Below are 18,166 nucleotides of genomic sequence, written 5' to 3'. Positions count from 1 at the left end.
GGATAGGCTGCTGGCCATGACGGACGACGTTCGCAACGTGCACGAGGCCCTGTCCACCATCCACGAGCACTGGCAGCCGCACCGGCTGACGAGCGTCAACGACTACGACGTCAAGGTCGTGAAGCTGCAGGGCGAGTTCGTCTGGCACACGCATCCCGACACCGACGAGCTGTTCTTCGTGGTGAGCGGACGCCTGACGATCCAGCTCCGCGACCGCGACGTCGTCCTGAACCCGAACGACGTGTTCGTGGTGCCCCGGGGCGTCGAGCACTGCCCGAAAGCCGAGGAAGAGGTGCACGCGATCCTCTTCGAGCCGAAGGGTACGGTCAACACCGGAGACGCAGGCGGCGACATGACGGCGGAGCTCCAGGAGCTCGGCTAAGCCCCCGCATCGCGTCTGCGGAGAGCGCGTCAGGGCCAGCCGTGGCGTCACGGGGGAACGTGAGAAGACCACATACAATCGCTGTGCGATCAGTGATCCGGGGGGATTCATGCACACGCGTATTCACGTCGATTCTCAGGCCGTCGAGGCTGCGGCTTTGTCGCTGCGGCATCTCGCGTCGGTGCGGGGAAAGGTCTCTGGCTTTGATCTCTCGTCGGTCGGGAGCGATCTCGCCGCGTCCGCGGCGCAGGCGTTCGCCAGCGGATGGTCGGATGCTCTACGCTTCCTCGCGTTCACGAGCACTGGGCTGGCCGGCGGGGTGGATGCGGCATTGGCTGACTTCCTGGCGGGGGAACAGGCTCACCTCGACGCGCTCACGATTTCGATCGGAGCGCTGGAGAAGTGAGCGCGCATTGGACGGACCGTGACCCTGGCGTCGGAGACATCGCGGCGTGCGTCGCCGCTGCAGCGTGGGCCGATGAGCAGTTGGTTGAACTCGCGAATGCGCAGGACACCGTGTCGTCGATCCGGAATGATCTCGACGGGGCGTGGACCGGGCGCGCTGCGGACGCGTTCCGGCACGACTCGAAGAGTTTCGCGCCCGTCTCGAGGAGTCGACTGAGGCGATCGCCACCGCGCGAAAAGCGATCATCGCGTATGGGGATGCCGTAACGGAGATCGCCCGGCGGGCCGCACCTCTGAAGGACGAGCTTGCAGTTGCGCAGGCAGCCGTGAACGGAGTGATCAACGACGTGTCCTTCGGCGGCCACCCAGGGAGCCGTATCGATGCCGAGCAGCAAGCCCTCATAGCGGTTAGCACAGCCGCAACAGCGTTGAAGAAACTTGCGGTTGACCGTGCCGCCGCTGACGAAGACCTCGCGGTTTCGCTTGCGACAGCTGCGTCGGCCGGGTGGGGCGACTTGGACTGCACAATCGATCTGGTCACCGGGACTCGGAGGGATGCCACGAATGCGCGGGTGATGGACCTGTTCGAGCATTTTCGAACAGGTGACGAGCGCGGAGCCGTGCTCACCGATCGCGACATCTTCGTGCAGGCTCTCAAACGCAGTGCCCACATTGCTGCAACGAGGGAGCAAGTACTCGCGGACTTGCGAGATGGCACGCTAGTTCCCGGCGGAGCACTCCGCGGTGATCGTTCCATCAGCGATCAGCCGGGGGTGCTTGTCGTTGACGGGATCAATGCGGTGTCCAGCACGTTGATGGGCACAGTCCCTGATGCCGTTCTCGGCGCACAGAACCTGCCCGAATCATTCCTCGGCTCCTACCGCGTTCAAGTCCGAGCCGGCGAACTCCGACCGGATGGTGGCGTGGAAGTGACGTATTTGATCAACAACGATACGTCCATCGACTCCGCCACCCGCATTCCCGGAACAGGCGGGGCTCACATCCCTGGGCTATACGGCGCTATGTCAGAAGCGAATGCGAAGGATGGCGAGTGGGCCACACATCACCAAACCATCGTCTGGACCGAAATGGTGTACCCATGAATTCGGGCTCCTCCGCCCGCCGACGCCTGGCAGGGGTGAGTGTCATCATTGCCGCAGTCATTTCTCTCACCGGGTGTGTGGGGCCGGAGGTCACATCTCCGGTCGGTGAGTGGGTCGCTGTCGATGACGATCACGGCACGTTATCGATTCGTCCTGACGGCACCTTCACCATCACCGGCGCGTCATACAACCCCCTCGAAGACAGGGACGCTGACAACGACTTCAACGCCGCTGGGGCCTGGCGCATCGTGCGCGACAACAATGATCTCCTTCTGGACTTTGAAGAAGCCTCGGATGGGGAGTGGAGTGTCGAGCCGAGCGGGATCGTCGTTCCGTTCCGCTCTGGCGCCATCCGTTTCCATGACCCGGATGACGTCCTGGGTATCGAGTATCGACTCGTGGAGGAGAAGCCGGACTAGACGGACGTAGGTGCCGGGCGGATAGAGGCTGCCATCTCGTTTCCCACGAGGACGACGTGACGAAGCTGCGCCTCGTCGAACGGGCGCACGGATGCCCCGCGGTGGGGGGACCACGGGGCATCCGCCGTTTGCGCGGCGGTCACGCTCGGCAGAGGAAGCGCAGCGAGGGCTGCACCGCACGGGCGGACGCTGCCGCGCACCGGCGGGGGCGAGTCTCCTCCCCCGAGGACATCGCCACCGCCGGGGCTCAGCGCCTACGCCGTGCGACGGCGCAGCAGGCCCGCACCTCCCAGCAGCAGGAGAGCGGCGAGGGCCCACAGCCACGGGGCCGAGGCGCCACCGGTCATCGCGAGGCCGGTGGCCTCACCCGTCGCGGCGGCACCCGCAGCCCACGGCATGCTGGTGATGCCGGCTCCGGTGCTCGGCGTCGTTCCCGGGTTCACTCCGGGGTCGGTGCCGGGGTTGGTGCCGGGGTCCGTGCCGGGGTCGGTGCCCGGGTCCGTTCCGGGATCAGTGCCCGGATCCGTGCCCGGGTCCGTTCCGGGGTTCGTGCCGGGATCGGTCACCGTGCTTTCGCCGACGACGGAGATCGCGTTCCCGCCGATCGTGATGGGAAGCGTCACGGGGAGCTCCAGCTGAGTCCCGCCGAGGACGCTGTCGTCGCCGCCGGTGGTGCTGCCGCCGGCCGCGGGTGCGGTCGGGGACGTGCCGCCGGTGGTGCCGGTGACGGTGGCGTCGTCGGTGACCGAGATGGCGTTGCCGGTGACACCGATGGGGGCGGTCACGGGTGCGACCACCTGGGTGCCTCCGAGGGTGCTGTCCTCACCGCCGGTGGTGCTCCCGCCGGCCGCGGGTGCGGTCGGGGCCGTGGTGCCGCCGGTGGTGCCGGTGGCCTCGCTGTCGCCGAGGAGCGAGATGGCGTTGCCGCCGACCGTGACCGGGGCCGTCACCGGTGCGACGACCTGGGTGCCGCTCGCGGTGCCGTCCTCGCCCGAGGTGCTCGACCCGATCGCGGGTGCAGCCGGTGCCGCAGTACCGCCGGTGGTGCCGGTGGCCTCGCTGTCGCCGAGGAGCGAGATGGCGTTGCCGTCGACCGTGACCGGGGCCGTCACCGGGGCGACGACCTGGGTGCCGCTCGCGGTGCCGTCCTCGCCCGAGGTGCTCGACCCGGTCGCGGGTGCGGTCGGGGCTGCGGTGCCGCCGGAGGTGCCGGAGGCTTCGCTGTCGCCGAGGAGCGAGATGGCGTTGCCGCCGACCGTGACCGGGGCCGTCACCGGTGCGACGACCTGGGTGCCGCTCGCGGTGCCCTCCTCGCCCGAGGTGCTCGACCCGGCCGCGGGTGCAGGCGCCGGTGCTGCGGCGCTCTCTCCCTCAGCGGCCGACTCGGAGTCACCGAGCAGCGAGATGGCGTTGTCGGACACGGTCACCGGGGCGTTGACCGCCACGAGAGCCTGCGTGCCCGAGAGGACACCATCCAGGCCGTCCGTGTCGAGGGAAAGCACCCCGGCCGCGTCAGGGGCCTGGGGAGCCGCGCTCTGGGGAGGAGCGGCGGCCGGGGTGCTGGTCGTGGAGTCTTCGGTGAGACTGATGGCGTTGTCCGTCACCGTGACGGGAAGGTTCACCGTCACCACGGCTTGGGTGCCGGATGCCGTGCCCTCCTCGCCGCTCGTCTGCGGAGCGGGAGCGGGCGCCGGGGCGGGAGCCGGTGCCGGAGCAGGGGCCGGGGCAGGCGCCGTGGATGCCGCGTCGCCGAGCACGGAGATCGCGTTGTCGACGACCGTGATCGGGGCGGTGATGGGCGCTACGGCCTGGGTGCCGGAGAGCAAGCCGTCGTCTCCGGATGTCTCGGCCGCATTGGCGGCCGTCGCGCCGAGCAGGGTGATCCCGCCGGCGATGAGCGTGCCCCAGAGGACGCGCTTCGCGTAGGTACGCATGATGGTTCTCCTGACGTGACTGGTCTGTCTGATGGGATGCACGCGAGGAAGTGCGCGCGCAGCACGGCATCTGTCATCCGGGTGGGATGACGTGACAGTCCGTCAGTCGGGAGAGATGTCGGTGTCGGCGACGGGGGCGCCCGGAAGGGCGTCGTCCCGTGCGCCGGCGGCCCGCTCCCAGGCACGGAGCGGGGTCGCGCCGGTCTCGCTGAGGCGAGCGGGGGCGCTGGTGGAACCTCCGGCCGAGGCGGCGGAGGAAGACGTGGGGGTGGCCGGAGCGACCGGAGGAGCACCGAACGGCACCGGAGCGGTGTCACCGGCACCGGTGTCCGAGGAGTCGGGCGCGGAGAGCGCGGCCGCGACGGGGGCCAAGGTACTCAGCACAGAGTCCTGTCCTGTGCTCGGCGACGCCGACGGGGCGGGCGCAGCCTCGGCAAGCGCGGCGATGTCCTCGCGCACAGGGGGGACGCCCGAGGGGACGGAGCCCTCCGGGGTCTGCGGTGCGGCCGGCTCTTGTGGCGTGAGCGCCTCGACGACCGGCGGAACGGTCTCTTCGACGACGCCGCCGATCAGGCCGGTCGTGCCATCGACGATGCCGACGACGTTATCGACCAGGTCGATGGCGCCGGAGTCGACGACGATCCCGCCGACCAGCGGAAGGCCGCCGACGAGGTCGAGTACGGGCGCGGTGATCTGCGAGACCGGTGCAGAGCCGAGCGCGTCGGTGACGGGCTCGGTGACCGTCTCGGTGGTCTCGGCGACCGCCTGCAGTACAGGAGCCGCGGTGTCTCCGACGACCGGGATCTCCGTCACCGTCTCGGTCACCGTCTCGACGACGGCGGGAGCTGCCTCCTGGACGGGAGCGAGGGTGTGAGTCACGACCGGCGCGACGACCTCGTGCACCACGGGAGCGACCACCTCGTGGACGACGGGCGTCGCCACCTGGTTCACGACCGGAGCCACGACGTTGTTCACGACCGGCTTCGTCACGGCGGTGACGGTCTCGGACACGACAGAGGTGAGGCCGTCGAGCGGACCCTTCGGCTGCTCGTCCGCGTGCGCGGAGCCGCCGCCGGTGAGGACGGTCAGGGCCGCCCAGGCGAGCGCGCCGATTCCACCCCAGAGGACGGCGTGGGGTACGCCGCGTCGGGCGGTCCGAGCGTCCACGTCGTCCTCCCCCTCCGAAGGTCCACGGGTGTGTCGATGGGAGGCACAATACTCGCGGACCCCCTCTCTGTCCAGGGGCGTTTACATCCGATTCGTCTCGTGTCAGATCGTGACGCGCCCGGCGGATTTCCGGCTTGACTTTCCCCAGGTTCTACACATGGCCCCTCCGAAGGGGAAACCTTCAACGCGCAATTTAAACTCGTTTTCATCCACAGGGTGGGGAAACGATAAAACCCCGTTCAAGTCAGATAAAAAAGTCCGGTGCTCACACCGTCCACCGGGTTATCCACACCCGTTCTGCACAGACACTCCGAGATTCTCCGCACGCTCTCCACATGGTTATCCACAGGCCGTGTTGCACCGTGTGGAGACCGCTCATAGCGTGGTCGAGCGACCGAATGTCGGGGGCACCTGCTTGTCTGGGGATGGCCGCCGCGCGGCCGCGGTCCCCCGCACCGGCATCCGCGGATGCGCGCGCGGGGCCCGCCTCAGAACCGTCGCATCGAAGGGAACACAGTGTCGATCGCCGACATCTCCGAGGAGCGCCTGGGGGGGCAGCGTCCGCCCGAGCGCACCCCTCCGCACGACCTCCTCGCCGAGCAGAGCGCTCTGGGCGGCATGCTCCTGTCGAAGGACGCGGTCGCCGACGTGATCGAGACGCTCAAGGGCGCCGACTTCTACATCCCCAAGCACGAGCTCATCTTCGAGGCGATCCTCTCGCTGTACTCCCACGGTGAGCCGACCGACGTCGTCGCGGTCACCGACGAGCTCATCAAGACGGGGGAGCTGAACAAGGCCGGCGGCGCCGACTACCTGCACACCCTCACGTCGATCGTCCCGACCGCGGCCAACGCCGGCTACTACGCCGGCATCGTCTCCGAGCGCGCGATCCTCCGCCGCCTCGTCGACGCCGGGACGCGGATCGTCCAGCTCGGCTACGACGGGCAGGGCGACGCGACCGACATCGTCAACAACGCGCAGGCCGAGATCTACTCGGTGACCGGCTCGGAGACGGCCGAGGACTACGTGCCGCTCACGGTCGCGGTCGACGCCGCGGTCGAGGAGATCGAGGCCGCCAACGGCCGCGACGGTTCCATGACCGGTATCCCCACCGGCTTCCGCGAGCTCGACGAGCTCACCAACGGCCTGCACGGCGGGCAGATGATCGTCGTCGCCGCGCGACCCGCGATGGGAAAGTCCACGCTCGCCCTCGACTTCGCCCGTGCGGCCTCGATCGGGCACGACTTCCCCTCGATCTTCTTCTCCCTCGAGATGGGCAAGAGCGAGATCGCGATGCGTCTGCTCAGCGCCGAGGGGGCGATCCCGCTGCAGAACATGCGCAAGGGAACGCTCGACCCGCGGGACTGGACGACGGTCGCCGCCACCCGCGGCCGCATCAACGACGCCCCGCTCTACATCGACGACAGCCCGAACATGACGCTCGTCGAGATCCGGGCGAAGTGCCGACGGCTGAAGCAGCGCGCCGGTCTGCGCATGGTCATCATCGACTACCTCCAGCTCATGACGTCGGGCAAGCGCGTCGAGTCCCGTCAGCAGGAGGTCTCGGAGTTCTCCCGAAGCCTCAAGCTCATCGCCAAGGAGCTGCAGGTGCCGGTCATCGCGTTGTCGCAGCTGAACCGTGGTCCCGAGCAGCGACAGGACAAGAAGCCCGCCATCAGCGACCTGCGAGAGTCCGGATCGATCGAGCAGGACGCCGACATGGTCATCCTGCTGCACCGCGACTCGGTCTACGACAAGGACGTCCGTCCCGGCGAGGCCGACCTCATCGTGGCCAAGCACCGTAACGGTCCGACCGCGACCATCACCGTCGCCTTCCAGGGGCACTACTCCCGGTTCGCCGACATGGCGCCGGGCGGCGACTTCAACTGATCCCCGGCGTCAGCGTCCTGCGTCGGACGTCGACTCCTCGCGAAGGCTGAGTCGGACGTGGCAGGAGTGCGCGCTCGTGAACGGGATCACGCGTTCGATCTCCACGGGGCCGCCCGCTCTCGCCAGCACCGACTTCATGAGTTCCTCGTGCACGCGGCAGACCAGGGTCTGGTCATCGGTCAGCAGCGTGTGGAAGCGACAGGGGGAGAGGTCGACGGTCATCGCCTTCTCGTCCATGTCCGGCTGCAGGCCCACATCGTCGAGGTGGTGGAACAGCGCGTCGAGCTGATGCGTCGCGGCCTCCGGGAGCCCGGATCGCGTCGCCGGGAGCACCGCGCGCATGAGGTCGCCGTGACGGATCGCCTCCTGGACCCGCCGTTCCTCGATCTCATTCGGCTCACTCGGCAGCACGGGGGAGAAGCGCAGCCGCGGTCTTCCGCGTCGACCGGTGTGCTCTACCTCGGACCGGGCGAGACCCTCACCCTCGAGCACGCGGAGGTGGTCGCGCAAAGTGTTCACGTGGAGGCCCATGCGGAGGGAGAGCTCGGCGAGGCCGATCCCCGGAGTGTCCATCAAGGCGGCGAGAACCCGCAGCCGGCTGCTCTGCATGAGTCCGCGATAGGCGTCGGTAGGACGTGGCATGTTACCCATTATCCCCTGAGCGCGGGTCGGGGGGCCGATTTCCACGGTCACCCGCCGAAGGGGGTGCGGACCGCCCGGTTAGCCTGAGGCCATGAGGGCTGGACGAATGGTGACCGCGCTGCGTCTGCTGCTGCCCGCTTTCCTGCTCGGAGCGATCGTCGCGATCTCGTTCCTGGAGGCGCCGCTGAAGTTCCTGGCTCCCGGGATCACGATCCCGCTGGGGCTCGGCATCGGTCGCCTCGTGTTCACCGCCCTCAACGTCCTCGCGGGGGCGGTGCTCCTCGTGCTGACGGCGGTCAGCATCCGCGCCAGGGCCGGACGTCCCTCGGCTCTGCTGCTCGGCGGGCTGTGGCTGGTGTTCCTCGTTGAGGTCATCGTCATCCGCCCGATCCTCAATCGGCGCAGCGACCTCGTCATCGCAGGGCAGGAGGCTCCGGGAACCGACGGCGCGCACTACGCCTACATCGTCGCGGACGTGACGATGGTGGTGCTGCTCGTGGCGTTCCTCGTGGTCACGGTGCGCGCGGTGCTGCCGCCGCGCGCGTCGTCACCGACGACCGGCGTCTAGGACGCGTCGGACGCAGCGGATTCCAGCAGTCGGCGCGCGCTGTCCCGAGCGGTCGCGAACGGCTCCGCGAAGGTCCCCATGCCGACGGTGACGATCGCGCCTTCATAGAGGAGCATGAGCGTCTCGGCGAGCCGGTCCGGGTCGTGGAACCCGGCCTCACCGCAGAGCTCAGCGAAGACCGCGAGCAGCCACTCCTTCTCGCGACGAGCCTCGGCGAGCACCAGCGGGGCGTCCCCGGGGCCGTCGATCTCGGCGCGCGCGTTGATGGCACTGCATCCCTTGGTGCTGTGGCCCGGCACCCAGGAGATGGCGGCATCGAAGATCGCGAGCACGCGGGCTGGCCCCGCCTCCGGGACTCGGGCGAGGTGGGCGGCGACGTGCTCGCGCCAGCGGGCGTCCCGGTGCTGGAGGTACGACACGACGAGCGCCTCCTTCGACCCGAACCGGTCGTACAAGGTCTTCTTCGTCACCCCGGCCGCAGCAGCGATGGTGTCGACCCCGACGGCGTGGATGCCGCGCTCGTAGAAGAGGTCAGAGGCGGCATCGAGCACGCGGCGCGCCCCGGGGGTCAGCGGCGGGAGCTCCGGCACGGCGGTCGACATGCGACGAGTATACCTACCTGTATAGTGACGGGATGAGTAAACAGATCGGTATACTCTCCCGGGTCGTGACCGCGGGTGCGGCGGTGGCTTTCGTCCTCACGTGGAGCTCGGGATTCCTCATCCCCGCGGTTGCCACCGCGGACGTCGACCCGCTGACGCTCTTGGTCTGGCGGTTCACGCCGCTCGCCGTCCTGCTCGTGATCCTTGTCGCGGTGTCCGGAGCGGCGAAGGGGATGACCGCGCGGGAACTCGGCATCCAGGCGGTCGTCGGCGCGCTCGCCCAGTTCGGCTACTGCGCTGCCGTGTACGCGGCCGTCGCCGCGGGGATCGCCACCGGCACCGTCGCGCTGATCGACGCGGTCCAGCCGCTGCTCGTCGCCGTGCTGGTCGGGCCGGTGCTGGGCCTCCGCGTGCGCGGCGCCCAGGTGGCGGGCCTGGTGATCGGGGCGGTCGGGGTGCTGCTCGTCGTGCAGTCGCAGTTCGGCGCCGGCTCCGCGCCGCTCGTCGCCTACCTGCTTCCGGCGGCGGCGATGGTCTGCCTCGTGATCGGCACGCTGGTGCAGCGACGGACGGCCGTGCGCACGGGGGTGCTGCTGACCCTGACCATCCACGTGAGCGTGACCGCCGTGCTGCTCCTCGTCATCGGCGCGCTCGCCGGGGCACTCGTGCCGCCGGCGCGACCCTCGTTCTGGATCGCCGTGGTCCTGACCGCCGTCTTCCCCACGCTCGGTGCCTATGGGCTGTACTGGTGGCTGCTGCGCCGGGTCGGCATCACCGCGCTGCAGGCCCTGCTCTTCCTCGTCGCCCCGGCGACCGCGATCGGCGGGGCGCTGCTGCTCGGTGAACCCCTCACCGCGATCACGCTCGGCGGGTTCGTGCTGTGCGGCGCCGGCGTGACCATGGTGCTCGTGAGCGAGGCGCGGAACCGCGGCCCGGAGGCGGCGCACGGCTCCGCGACGCCGGGTCAGGGCCGGACGCGGACCGCCCGGCCCTCGAAGGTCACCACATCGCCGTCGCGGAGCTGACGCCCGCGGCGCCGGTCCACCTCGCCGTTCACGGTGACGTAGCCGTCGATGATGACCTCTTTCGCGTCGCCGCCCGAGTCCAGCAGTCCCGCGAACTTGAGGAACTGCCCGAGGCGGATGACCTCGCCGCCGATGGAGACCTCGTCGATCGGATCGGAGTTCGTCATCCTTGCATGCTAGCCGTCAGGGCCGCGGTCACTCGTCGACGTCGGTGCCGACGACCGCGAACGAGGCGTCGAAGGAGATGTCGATCGAGCGGTTGTCCGTCGTGAGGACGGAGGCGTCGTAGGGGCTCACGTCGTCGGAGTCCACATCGAGGTCGGTGATCATCCCCTCGGCCTCCGCGAGGGCGGCGTCGACGAGAGTGCGGATGGTCTCCTCGTCGAGCGTGAGCGTCGGTCCCTTGTCGTCGTCGTCCGCGGTGTCCGTCGACACCACGGTCGCGGCGAGGTCGTCGTCCACGCGCGCCTCGGTCTCGTCCCCGGCGGACGTGGTGAGCTGCACTTCCCACGTTCCGTCGCGCTTCGCGTCGATCGAGGTGACCTCGCCCTCGGCGGCGTCCTGGGCGGCGGCGGCGATTGCGAGGAGCTCGTCGACGTCGTCGGTGCCGATGCCGGTCACCGGGCCACGGTCGCCCCGGTCTTCACTCGGGCGGGCACCCCCGTCGCCGCGGTGGTCTCCGCGCGGGCCGTGGTCGCCCTCGTGCCGGGGGCCCTCCATGGCGGGGCGGTCGTCGTCGTCACCGAACTCGTCGCCGATCGCGGCACCCACCGCGACGCCACCGCCGGCGAGCAGCACCGCGGCCGCGATCCCGCCACCGATCAGGAGCGCGCGCTTACGTCCGGGCGTGGCGGGGGTCGCGGCGACCGGTGCCTCCGGGGCGGCGTTCGGGGCGGCGGCAGGGCCGGGGGTCGGCGCGACCGGCACCGTCGGGGCATCGGGGGTCGCGTCGGCGGCCGCGCCGTGGCCGGCGGGGGAGCCCGGTCCGACGTTCTGGTCCTGGCCTGCGCTCGGGCCGGCGGGTGCCGAGTTCTGACCCGCGGCGTCGTTCTCGTCCGGCGTGGGGTTCTGGTCGGGAGCAGGAGTCTTGTCGTTCATGTCTCGATGGTCTCCCGACGCCGCTGAAGCCACCCTGAAGCCTCCTGAAGCCCCGTTCAGGAACCGATATCTCGCGCACGACTTCGGACCTCGGGAACGACACGCCGCCGTGCGGCGGCCAGTACCGGGGTGTCGTCGGGGATCTCCGAAGCTGTGCCCGGCGCGGGGTGTCAGGAGAGAGGGCCGGCCAGGGGGAGGGTGACGGTGAAGCGGGCGCCGCCCCACCGGGACGTGTCCACCGTGATCGCGCCGTGGGCGGCGGTGGCGATGCCGTGAGCGATCGCGAGACCGAGCCCGCTGCCGCCAGCGTCGCGACTGCGGGCCTCATCGAGCCGGACGAAGCGCTCGAAGATGCGGTCCCTCTCCTCCGGCGGGATGCCGGCGCCGTCGTCTTCGACCGTGAGGACGACGTGCGCCGCCTGCGGCTCCACCCCGATCGCCACGCGACCGTTGCTGTGCCGCGCGGCGTTGTCGGCGAGGTTCCGCAGCAGCTGGCCCAGCAGCCGGGGGTCGCCGACGGTGCGGGCCGCACGGATTCCGGAGCCGTCGACGTCGAGCCCGGTGGCCCGCAGCCGACGCACCTCCGCGAGGGCCACGTCGTCCAGGTCCACCGGTTCGGTGCTCCCGGCGACACCCTCGTCGAGGCGGGCGAGGAGCAGCAGCGACTCCACGATGCCCTGCAGCCGCAACCCCTCCTCGGACACCACCTCGGCGAGCTCGTCGATGCTCGTCACCTCCGGGTGCGCCTGGGCGAGCTCCGCATGCTGACGGATCGTGGCCAGGGGAGAGCGGAGCTCGTGCGAGGCATCGGACACGAAGCGGCGCTGCGCGGTCGCCGCCGCGTCGAGCCGGTCGAGCATGCCGTTCATCGTCACGGCGAGGGAGTGGATCTCGTCCGCGGTGTCGGGGACCGGCACCCGATGATCGAGGCGCTCGGCGGTGATGCCCTCGACCTCCTGGCGGATACGGGTGACTGGCCGCAGCGCGCGCCCCGTGACGAGCCAGGTCGTGACGGCCACGAGCAGCAGCAGCGCGGGGACGGCGATCACGAGGAGCGTCGCCACCGTCGACAGGGTCTCCGCGTCCTCGTCCATCGGCACCGCGAGGACGAGGGTCTGGTCGCCGTCGACGTCTTCCGACACCACGACCATCGGCTCGCCATCGATCCGGACGACCTGCGGATCGTCGTCGACGGGCAGCGGAGTGGCGCCGAGCGCATCGGCGGCCTCCTCGCTCGCCGCGCGCACCACTCCGTCGCGCCCGAGCAGCTGCACGAGGTCGTCGTCGAGCTGGTCGGGGCCGCGGCGTCCCGGGCCGTCGAATCGGCTGACGAGCTCCTCCAGCCGCTGCTCCGCCGCGCGTTCGGTGCTGCCGTGGATGCTCGCGCTCAGCACCCCGTAGAAGGAGAAGGCCCCGAGGAGCAGCGCGACAGCGACGACGAGGGTCGCGCCCAGGGTCGTCCGGCCGCGGACCGACCGCCAGAGCCGCCTAGCCACCGTTCGCCGCCAGCCGGTAGCCCGCCCCGCGGATGGTCTCGATCGCCTCGCGCCCGAACGGCTTGTCGACCTTGCGGCGGAGGTGGCCGATGTACACCTCGACGATGTTCGGGTCGCCGTCGAAGTCGTCGTCCCAGACGCCGGCCAGGAGGTCGCGCTTCGACAGCACCTGCCCGCGGTGGCGCATCAGATGCTCGAGCACCGCGAACTCGCGAGCTGTGAGGGAGATCGAGGTCTCACCGCGCCACACGTGGTGTCCGGCGGGGTCCAGCCGCAGGTCGCCGGCCTCCAGGATCGTCGGTCGGGCCACCGCACCGCGGCGCACGAGCGCCCGGAGCCGGGCCACGAGGATCGCGAACGAAAAGGGCTTGGTGACGTAGTCGTCGGCGCCGCTCTCCAGCGCCTCCACCTGATCCCATTCGCCGTCCTTGGCGGTGAGCATCAGCACGGGAGTCCAGTTCTCTTCGGCGCGCAGGGCCTCGCAGACCTTCCAACCGCTCATGCCGGGCATCATCAGGTCGAGCACGATGGCGTCGTACCGGGTCTCGCGGGCCCGCCAGAGGCCATCGACGCCATTGTGGGCGACGTCGACCGCGAAGCCCTCCGCCTCGAGTCCGCGGCGCACGCCCTCGGCCAGACGCACTTCGTCGTCCACCACCAGGATCCGCATCCCCCCAGTGTGGCCGGTCGACGCTGAATCGGGGCTGAAGCCGCCTGGCCGCTTTCGAATCGCGCACCTGGTTCCATCCCGGGCCCAGATGGAGCCAGTTGCGCGATTCGAAGGAGGTCCTAGCCGACGGCGGACGAGAGGTGCGCCTGGATCTCGCGGATCACCTCGCCCAGGGGGCCGGAGGAGAGGAGACCGGGGCCGAGGGGGCCGGCGGGGTCGGTACCCAGGGGCGGGAGGGTGCGCAGGGCTGCAGCGGCATCAGGGGAGAGGTGCGCGAGTTGCCAGCGCACCTCGGCAGCACGAGCGTCGGGAGCCTCCGGGTGTTTCAGCTCGACGGCCCATGCGGCGTAGGCGGCTGCCCCGAGAGCATGCGCTCCCATGTGCGCGACCCCGGCGGCCTGTGCCGCGGAGCGGGCGGCGGCTGTCCCGGCAGGGGTCACGGCGCTGCGGGCGGCCCTGCCCGCGACGAAGCGACGACGGATCTCGCCCGCAACCGTGAGCTCGCCCCGCGCGAAGGCGCGCGTCCTGGCGATGGCATCACGCGCACGGTCGTCGTCCGGGGCCTCGCTCTCGAACAGCGGCAGCACGCGCTCGGCGCAGTCGGCGGCCCACACCGCGACGATCCGACGGTCGGCCTCGGTCATGCCCTGCGGAGTCGACACGGGAGTCACCTCGCCCGTCGTCCGGTGCGCGCACGTGCAGCCTCGTGCGCCTCGCGGAGAAGGGCGAGCACGGCACCCTCCGTCGCCTCCGCGGGGTCGATCACGCACACCCAGCCGGCGGTGCCGTACAGCGGGTGAGGGCGGAAGACGTCGACCGCCGTCGGGTCGGTATCGCCGCCTGTGCGCGACCCCGCCGCGATGATCGACTCCGCGCGTTCGCGTCCGACGTGGATGTTCACCCGGAAGCGCCCTGGAGCGTCCAGCGCGGAGGACGTGTCGCCGGGGTAGTCCTTCGTGATGATCGTCCCGTACGGCTGCGTGCGCTCCGGCATCCGGCCGTCGGGGGCGTGGTAGAAGTACGCGTCTCCCCACGCCAGCTCGGGGAAGCCGCTGCCTCTTTCCGGGGCGACGACGAGGGCACCGTCGAACGTTCGGACCTCTGCGATGATCTCCTGCATTTCCATCCTTCAATGCTGAGGCTGATGTGCTTATGTGGACTCAAGGGTCGGAAAGACGAGGAAGCACGTGCAGAACCCTCCAGAGCAGGTGATGACCACTGCGGCGCTCGGACGGCTGGTCGGCTACTCGACGCAGCAGGTGCGCGACCTCGAGCGCCTCGGTGTCCTCCCCTCCGCGGAGCGCGGTGCGAACGGGTACCGGCGGTATCGGATGCCGCATGCCCTGGCGCTGCACGCCTATCGGGCGTTGGCGACGGCGCTCGGTCCGGTGCCCGCGCGTCGACTGATGCCCGCTCTCATCGACGGGTCGGTCGAGCACGCGGCGGAGCGGATCGACACCCTGCACGCGGACCTCGCCCTCGAGCGCTCACGGGTGCGCGCGGCCCTGCGCGGACTCGAGGACGCGGTGGCGGAGGCCGACGAGCCGTTCGTCGAGGACGATGCCATGGCCATCGGCGAACTCGCCCAGGCGCTCGGCGTCCGGTCCTCCGCACTGCGGCACTGGGAACGAGAAGGGCTCGTGCGCCCCCTTCGGCGTGCCGGATCGATCCGCTCCTACGACTCCGCCGCGATCACCGAGGCGCGGATCGCCGCCGCCCTGCGTTCGGGCGGCTACGGCATCCCCGCGGTCTCCCGGATCATCGACGAGGTGCGCGCGCACGGCGACACCGAGCAGGTGCAGCGCATCCTCGCGGAGCGGCTGGCCGACCTCACGCGCCGCAGCGTCGCGCTTCTCGCGGCGGCAGGACACCTGCACGCCCTGCTCGCGGAACGCCTCGCGGAGGAGGGGGGATCCTCCCTCACTCCCGCGCCGGGATCTGCGCCAGCACCTCCGGGATCAGCGGATTCTCGTCGAGCGGGTCGGTGATGACCGCGGCGACCGCCTCGAACGGCAGCACCGGGTAGCGCGAGGCGGCGCCGATCTTCTCGTCGCTCGCGAGCACGACCGTCGCGGCGCATCGGGAGGCGATCGCCCGCTTGGTGACGGCATCGTCGAGCTCTCCCGTCGTGAGACCGTGCCCCGGGTCGACGCCCGTGACGCCGACGAAGAACGTGTCGGCGGCGAGGTGCTGGAGCGCCTCCATCGCGAGTCCTCCGCCGGCGACGAGGGAGTGCCGGGTGAGCTCGCCGCCGATCATGATGACGCGCGCGTCCGAGTGCTCGGCGGCGACGAGGGCGACGGCCGGGCTCGGGGTGATGACCGTGATGCCGGTGCCGGAGGGCAGCAGCCGCGCCATCGCGAGCGTGGTGGTGCCGGCATCCAGCACGATCGTCGATCCGGGGAGGATGGTCGTGACCGCCTGGCGGGCGACCCGTTCCTTGCTCTCGGTCGCGAGGTCGTGGCGCTCCCGCACCGGACGATCGGCCGCGGCGATGGGCAGCGCGCCGCCGTACACGCGCTGGAGCCTGCCTTCCTCGGCGAGTTCGCGGAGGTCGCGGCGGATGGCGTCTTCCGATACCCCGAGGTCATCGGCCGCAGCCTTCGCCACGACCCGTCCCTCGCGGGCGAGCACGTCGAGCAGGTGGTCTTTGCGCTGAGCAGCGAGCATACGTTTCCTCACGAAGTTGCACGTTTATGCACGATTCAGACTACAGTCATCCCCATGATGAAGCCACTCCTGATCCTGATCGCCGGCCCCTACCGTTCGGGCACGAACGGCGACCCTGCCCTGATCGCCCGCAATCTCGCGCGCCTGGAGGAGGCGTCCGGTCCGATCTTCCGCCTCGGCCACGTGCCGATGATCGGGGAGTGGGTCGCCTTGCCGGTCCTGCGCACGCTCGAGCCGGCCGACTCCGGCGAGGGCGACGTCATGTACGAGACCGCCCGCCGACTGCTCACGCACTGCGATGCGGTGCTCCGCCTGCCGGGGGAGTCGTCGGGCGCGGACCAGGACGTCGAGATCGCCCACGAGCTCGGGCTGCCCGTGTACCGGTCGCTGGAGGAGATCCCGGTCGCCGCGACTCCGTAGGCTGGAGGCATGACCAAGAACATCTGGACTGTCCTCGGCGTCATCCTCGCCGTCGTGATCGCGTGGTGGATCGTCAGCGCGCTGTTCTCGGTGCTCTGGTTCATCGCCAAGCTCGCCATCGTCGCGGTCGTCGCCGTGGTGGTCTTCCTCGTGCTGCGAGGGATCTTCAGCCGCGACGCCGACTGACCCGCCTTCGAATCGCTCACTTTGCGGCATAACGGCCGGTTTTGCAGCAAAGTGGGCGACTCGAACGGGGTCAGAGGCGGTACTGGGCGGCGCGATGCGTGGGCTGGACCCGGTCGCCGCGGCCGTGCAGCTTGTGACGGAGCGTGCCGGGCACATATTCCTCGGGGTAGGCGCCCCGCTCGCGCAGCACCGGGATGACGTGCTCGATGACGTCCTGCCACGTGCCGGGAGTGACCGCGTAGGCGAGGTTGAAGCCGTCGATGTCGGTCTCCTCGACCCAGGACTGCAGCTCGTCGGCGATCTCGACCCCGGAGCCGACGATCGTGGGCCCGAGGCCGCCGATCGCGTTGTGGCGACCGAAGTCGCCCACCGTCCACTCGCGCCCGAGGTCGGCCTCCTCCTTCAGATGCTGCAACACGGACTGGATCGCGTTCGACTCGACGTTCCCGACCGGCTCGTCCTCGGCGTACTGCGAGAGATCGACGCCCATCCACCCCGACATGAAGGTGAGCGCCCCCTCCGGGCTCGCGTAGGAGAGGTATTCGGCGTGCTTCGCGGCCGCCTCCTCGCTCGTCGCCGCCGTGATGACCGTCAGCAGCGTGTAGATGCGGGCGTCGTGCCGATCACGGCCCGCGGCCTCGAGAGCATCGCGGATGCGCTTCACGGTGCCGGCGAGCACTTCCTTCGAGGGGGCCGCGACGAAGATGGCCTCGGCGTTCTCGGCCGCGAACCGCACCCCGCGCGGGCTCGCGCCGGCCTGGTAGATCACGGGAGTCCGCTGCGGCGACGGTTCGGAGATGTGGATGCCGGGCACGGAGAAGTGCTTCCCCTCGTGCCGGATCGGATGCACCTTCGACGGGTCGGTGAAGATGCCGCGCTCGCGGTCCTCCACCACCGCGTCGTCCTCCCACGAGCCCTCCCAGAGCTTATAGAGCACCTCGACGTACTCGTCCGCGTGGTCGTAGCGGTCGTCGTGGGCGAGCTGGTCGTCCTGGCCCATGTTGCGCGCGGCGCTGGGCAGATACCCGGTCACCACGTTCCAGCCGACGCGGCCCTGGGTGAGGTGGTCGAGCGTGCTGAGTCGTCGAGCGAACGGATAGGGGTGCTCGAACGCGGTGCCGGCCGTGACGCCGAAGCCGAGGTGCTCGGTCACCGCGGCCATCGCGCTGACCAGGAGGATCGGATCGTTCACCGGGACCTGGGCGCCGTTGCGGATGGCGGCCTCGTTCGTACCGCCGTAGACGTCGTAGGTGCCCAGGACGTCGGCGATGAAGATCCCGTCGAAGGTCGCGCTCTCCAGCAGCTTCGCCAGGTCGGTCCAGTACGACAGGGTGTTGTACTGCCGCGAGCGGTCGTCCGGATGCCGCCACAGGCCGGACGACTGGTGGGCGACGCAGTTCATGTCGAAGGCGTTGAAGCGGATCTGCCGGGTCATGTCCCCATGAAACGGGACCGGACGGTGCCGGGGCGAGCGGGCTCGACACGCACC

The 18,166-nt window shown here is 70.2% G+C and carries 22 protein-coding genes; 10 read left to right on the top strand and 12 right to left on the bottom strand.

Annotation, left to right across the window (positions count from 1 at the left end; all coding sequences use genetic code 11):
• The first annotated feature begins 16 nt into the window (after nucleotides 1-16).
• The 4 genes from WFJ36_RS15865 to WFJ36_RS15850 all read left to right on the top strand — a co-directional run bounded on the left by WFJ36_RS15865 (nucleotide 17) and on the right by WFJ36_RS15850 (nucleotide 2,309).
• Entirely contained in the window at nucleotides 17-382 is a 366-nt protein-coding gene (locus tag WFJ36_RS15865; RefSeq protein ID WP_336643685.1) for a cupin domain-containing protein, read from the top strand.
• Nucleotides 383-491: 109 nt separating this feature from the next.
• Entirely contained in the window at nucleotides 492-788 is a 297-nt protein-coding gene (locus WFJ36_RS15860; protein WP_336643684.1) for a hypothetical protein, read from the top strand.
• Nucleotides 789-930: 142 nt separating this feature from the next.
• Nucleotides 931-1,890, top strand: coding sequence for a hypothetical protein (locus WFJ36_RS15855; protein WP_336643683.1), 960 nt, complete (start codon nucleotides 931-933; stop codon nucleotides 1,888-1,890).
• A 35-nt stretch (nucleotides 1,891-1,925) separates the two neighbouring features.
• Nucleotides 1,926-2,309, top strand: a complete 384-nt coding sequence (locus WFJ36_RS15850; protein WP_292786657.1) for a hypothetical protein — start codon at nucleotides 1,926-1,928, stop codon at nucleotides 2,307-2,309.
• 254 nt (nucleotides 2,310-2,563) lie between these two features.
• Here WFJ36_RS15850 and WFJ36_RS15845 read toward each other — a convergent pair whose 3' ends face one another.
• Both WFJ36_RS15845 and WFJ36_RS15840 read right to left on the bottom strand, forming a co-directional pair.
• Nucleotides 2,564-4,243 (bottom strand): hypothetical protein, encoded by a 1,680-nt coding sequence (locus WFJ36_RS15845; RefSeq protein ID WP_336643682.1) that lies wholly within the window; start codon nucleotides 4,241-4,243, stop codon nucleotides 2,564-2,566.
• Between the two features lie 102 nt (nucleotides 4,244-4,345).
• A complete protein-coding gene (locus WFJ36_RS15840) occupies nucleotides 4,346-5,410 on the bottom strand; it encodes a hypothetical protein (protein ID WP_336643681.1) in 1,065 nt (354 codons plus the stop codon).
• Nucleotides 5,411-5,926: 516 nt separating this feature from the next.
• On the opposite strand from WFJ36_RS15840, the gene dnaB reads away from it, so the two are divergent.
• Nucleotides 5,927-7,300, top strand: coding sequence for a replicative DNA helicase (gene dnaB / locus WFJ36_RS15835; RefSeq protein WP_025102810.1), 1,374 nt, complete (start codon nucleotides 5,927-5,929; stop codon nucleotides 7,298-7,300).
• 9 nt (nucleotides 7,301-7,309) lie between these two features.
• On the opposite strand, the gene WFJ36_RS15830 is transcribed toward dnaB, so the two are convergent.
• Nucleotides 7,310-7,942, bottom strand: a complete 633-nt coding sequence (locus tag WFJ36_RS15830) for a winged helix-turn-helix transcriptional regulator (RefSeq protein ID WP_143049295.1) — start codon at nucleotides 7,940-7,942, stop codon at nucleotides 7,310-7,312.
• Between the two features lie 91 nt (nucleotides 7,943-8,033).
• Here WFJ36_RS15830 and WFJ36_RS15825 point away from each other — a divergent pair, with 91 nt between their 5' ends.
• Nucleotides 8,034-8,510, top strand: coding sequence for a hypothetical protein (locus WFJ36_RS15825; protein ID WP_292786666.1), 477 nt, complete (start codon nucleotides 8,034-8,036; stop codon nucleotides 8,508-8,510).
• Here WFJ36_RS15825 and WFJ36_RS15820 read toward each other — a convergent pair.
• Nucleotides 8,507-9,112 (bottom strand): TetR/AcrR family transcriptional regulator, encoded by a 606-nt coding sequence (locus WFJ36_RS15820; protein WP_292786669.1) that lies wholly within the window; start codon nucleotides 9,110-9,112, stop codon nucleotides 8,507-8,509. The genes WFJ36_RS15825 and WFJ36_RS15820 overlap by 4 nt on opposite strands.
• Nucleotides 9,113-9,144: 32 nt before the next feature.
• Between WFJ36_RS15820 and WFJ36_RS15815 the strand changes: the two genes are divergently transcribed.
• Entirely contained in the window at nucleotides 9,145-10,137 is a 993-nt protein-coding gene (locus tag WFJ36_RS15815) for a DMT family transporter (RefSeq protein ID WP_292786672.1), read from the top strand.
• On the opposite strand, the gene WFJ36_RS15810 is transcribed toward WFJ36_RS15815, so the two are convergent.
• From WFJ36_RS15810 to WFJ36_RS15785, 6 genes are all read right to left on the bottom strand, one after another.
• A complete protein-coding gene (locus WFJ36_RS15810) occupies nucleotides 10,077-10,304 on the bottom strand; it encodes an RNA-binding S4 domain-containing protein (RefSeq protein ID WP_025102805.1) in 228 nt (75 codons plus the stop codon). The two genes, WFJ36_RS15815 and WFJ36_RS15810, sit on opposite strands and share 61 nt — an antisense overlap.
• A gap of 28 nt (nucleotides 10,305-10,332) precedes the next feature.
• Nucleotides 10,333-11,235: a hypothetical protein gene (locus WFJ36_RS15805; RefSeq protein WP_336643680.1), complete on the bottom strand. Its 903-nt coding sequence runs from the start codon at nucleotides 11,233-11,235 to the stop codon at nucleotides 10,333-10,335.
• Between the two features lie 170 nt (nucleotides 11,236-11,405).
• A complete protein-coding gene (locus WFJ36_RS15800; RefSeq protein ID WP_336643679.1) occupies nucleotides 11,406-12,731 on the bottom strand; it encodes a sensor histidine kinase in 1,326 nt (441 codons plus the stop codon).
• The gene (locus WFJ36_RS15795; protein WP_292786683.1) at nucleotides 12,724-13,401 is read right to left on the bottom strand and encodes a response regulator transcription factor; all 678 of its coding nucleotides are present in this window, start codon (nucleotides 13,399-13,401) and stop codon (nucleotides 12,724-12,726) included. The genes WFJ36_RS15800 and WFJ36_RS15795 overlap by 8 nt, the downstream gene beginning before the upstream one ends.
• Before the next feature lie 119 nt (nucleotides 13,402-13,520).
• Nucleotides 13,521-14,063: a putative immunity protein gene (locus tag WFJ36_RS15790; RefSeq protein WP_336643678.1), complete on the bottom strand. Its 543-nt coding sequence runs from the start codon at nucleotides 14,061-14,063 to the stop codon at nucleotides 13,521-13,523.
• Nucleotides 14,064-14,068: 5 nt separating this feature from the next.
• On the bottom strand, nucleotides 14,069-14,521 hold the full coding sequence (locus WFJ36_RS15785; RefSeq protein ID WP_336643677.1) for a DUF6194 family protein: 453 nt from the start codon (nucleotides 14,519-14,521) through the stop codon (nucleotides 14,069-14,071).
• 67 nt (nucleotides 14,522-14,588) lie between these two features.
• On the opposite strand from WFJ36_RS15785, the gene WFJ36_RS15780 reads away from it, so the two are divergent.
• Nucleotides 14,589-15,389: a MerR family transcriptional regulator gene (locus WFJ36_RS15780; RefSeq protein ID WP_336643676.1), complete on the top strand. Its 801-nt coding sequence runs from the start codon at nucleotides 14,589-14,591 to the stop codon at nucleotides 15,387-15,389.
• Here WFJ36_RS15780 and WFJ36_RS15775 read toward each other — a convergent pair.
• Nucleotides 15,322-16,071, bottom strand: a complete 750-nt coding sequence (locus WFJ36_RS15775; RefSeq protein ID WP_336643675.1) for a DeoR/GlpR family DNA-binding transcription regulator — start codon at nucleotides 16,069-16,071, stop codon at nucleotides 15,322-15,324. The two genes, WFJ36_RS15780 and WFJ36_RS15775, sit on opposite strands and share 68 nt — an antisense overlap.
• A 54-nt stretch (nucleotides 16,072-16,125) precedes the next feature.
• Here WFJ36_RS15775 and WFJ36_RS15770 point away from each other — a divergent pair, with 54 nt between their 5' ends.
• Both WFJ36_RS15770 and WFJ36_RS15765 read left to right on the top strand, forming a co-directional pair.
• Complete coding sequence (locus WFJ36_RS15770) at nucleotides 16,126-16,491, top strand: DUF4406 domain-containing protein (RefSeq protein ID WP_292786698.1); 366 nt, start codon at nucleotides 16,126-16,128, stop codon at nucleotides 16,489-16,491.
• 9 nt (nucleotides 16,492-16,500) lie between these two features.
• A complete protein-coding gene (locus WFJ36_RS15765; protein ID WP_177173840.1) occupies nucleotides 16,501-16,677 on the top strand; it encodes a hypothetical protein in 177 nt (58 codons plus the stop codon).
• A 70-nt stretch (nucleotides 16,678-16,747) separates the two neighbouring features.
• On the opposite strand, the gene WFJ36_RS15760 is transcribed toward WFJ36_RS15765, so the two are convergent.
• On the bottom strand, nucleotides 16,748-18,112 hold the full coding sequence (locus WFJ36_RS15760) for an LLM class flavin-dependent oxidoreductase (RefSeq protein ID WP_336643674.1): 1,365 nt from the start codon (nucleotides 18,110-18,112) through the stop codon (nucleotides 16,748-16,750).
• Nucleotides 18,113-18,166 lie beyond the last annotated feature (54 nt).

The organism is Microbacterium sp. MMO-113 (assembly GCF_037148555.1).
Classification (GTDB): domain Bacteria; phylum Actinomycetota; class Actinomycetes; order Actinomycetales; family Microbacteriaceae; genus Microbacterium.
This window is presented reverse-complemented; position numbering and strand designations above follow the sequence as displayed.

Coding starts and splice junctions, on each gene's coding strand:
- WFJ36_RS15770 (WP_292786698.1), top strand. CDS start 16,126: ATGATGAAGCCACTCCTGATCCTGATCGCCGGCCCCTACCGTTCGGGC.
- WFJ36_RS15785 (WP_336643677.1), bottom strand. CDS start 14,521: ATGCAGGAGATCATCGCAGAGGTCCGAACGTTCGACGGTGCCCTCGTC.
- WFJ36_RS15865 (WP_336643685.1), top strand. CDS start 17: ATGACGGACGACGTTCGCAACGTGCACGAGGCCCTGTCCACCATCCAC.
- WFJ36_RS15795 (WP_292786683.1), bottom strand. CDS start 13,401: ATGCGGATCCTGGTGGTGGACGACGAAGTGCGTCTGGCCGAGGGCGTG.
- WFJ36_RS15820 (WP_292786669.1), bottom strand. CDS start 9,112: ATGTCGACCGCCGTGCCGGAGCTCCCGCCGCTGACCCCCGGGGCGCGC.
- WFJ36_RS15845 (WP_336643682.1), bottom strand. CDS start 4,243: ATGCGTACCTACGCGAAGCGCGTCCTCTGGGGCACGCTCATCGCCGGC.
- WFJ36_RS15815 (WP_292786672.1), top strand. CDS start 9,145: ATGAGTAAACAGATCGGTATACTCTCCCGGGTCGTGACCGCGGGTGCG.
- WFJ36_RS15830 (WP_143049295.1), bottom strand. CDS start 7,942: ATGCCACGTCCTACCGACGCCTATCGCGGACTCATGCAGAGCAGCCGG.
- WFJ36_RS15760 (WP_336643674.1), bottom strand. CDS start 18,112: ATGACCCGGCAGATCCGCTTCAACGCCTTCGACATGAACTGCGTCGCC.
- WFJ36_RS15775 (WP_336643675.1), bottom strand. CDS start 16,071: ATGCTCGCTGCTCAGCGCAAAGACCACCTGCTCGACGTGCTCGCCCGC.
- WFJ36_RS15765 (WP_177173840.1), top strand. CDS start 16,501: ATGACCAAGAACATCTGGACTGTCCTCGGCGTCATCCTCGCCGTCGTG.
- WFJ36_RS15810 (WP_025102805.1), bottom strand. CDS start 10,304: ATGACGAACTCCGATCCGATCGACGAGGTCTCCATCGGCGGCGAGGTC.
- WFJ36_RS15805 (WP_336643680.1), bottom strand. CDS start 11,235: ATGAACGACAAGACTCCTGCTCCCGACCAGAACCCCACGCCGGACGAG.
- WFJ36_RS15825 (WP_292786666.1), top strand. CDS start 8,034: ATGAGGGCTGGACGAATGGTGACCGCGCTGCGTCTGCTGCTGCCCGCT.
- WFJ36_RS15860 (WP_336643684.1), top strand. CDS start 492: ATGCACACGCGTATTCACGTCGATTCTCAGGCCGTCGAGGCTGCGGCT.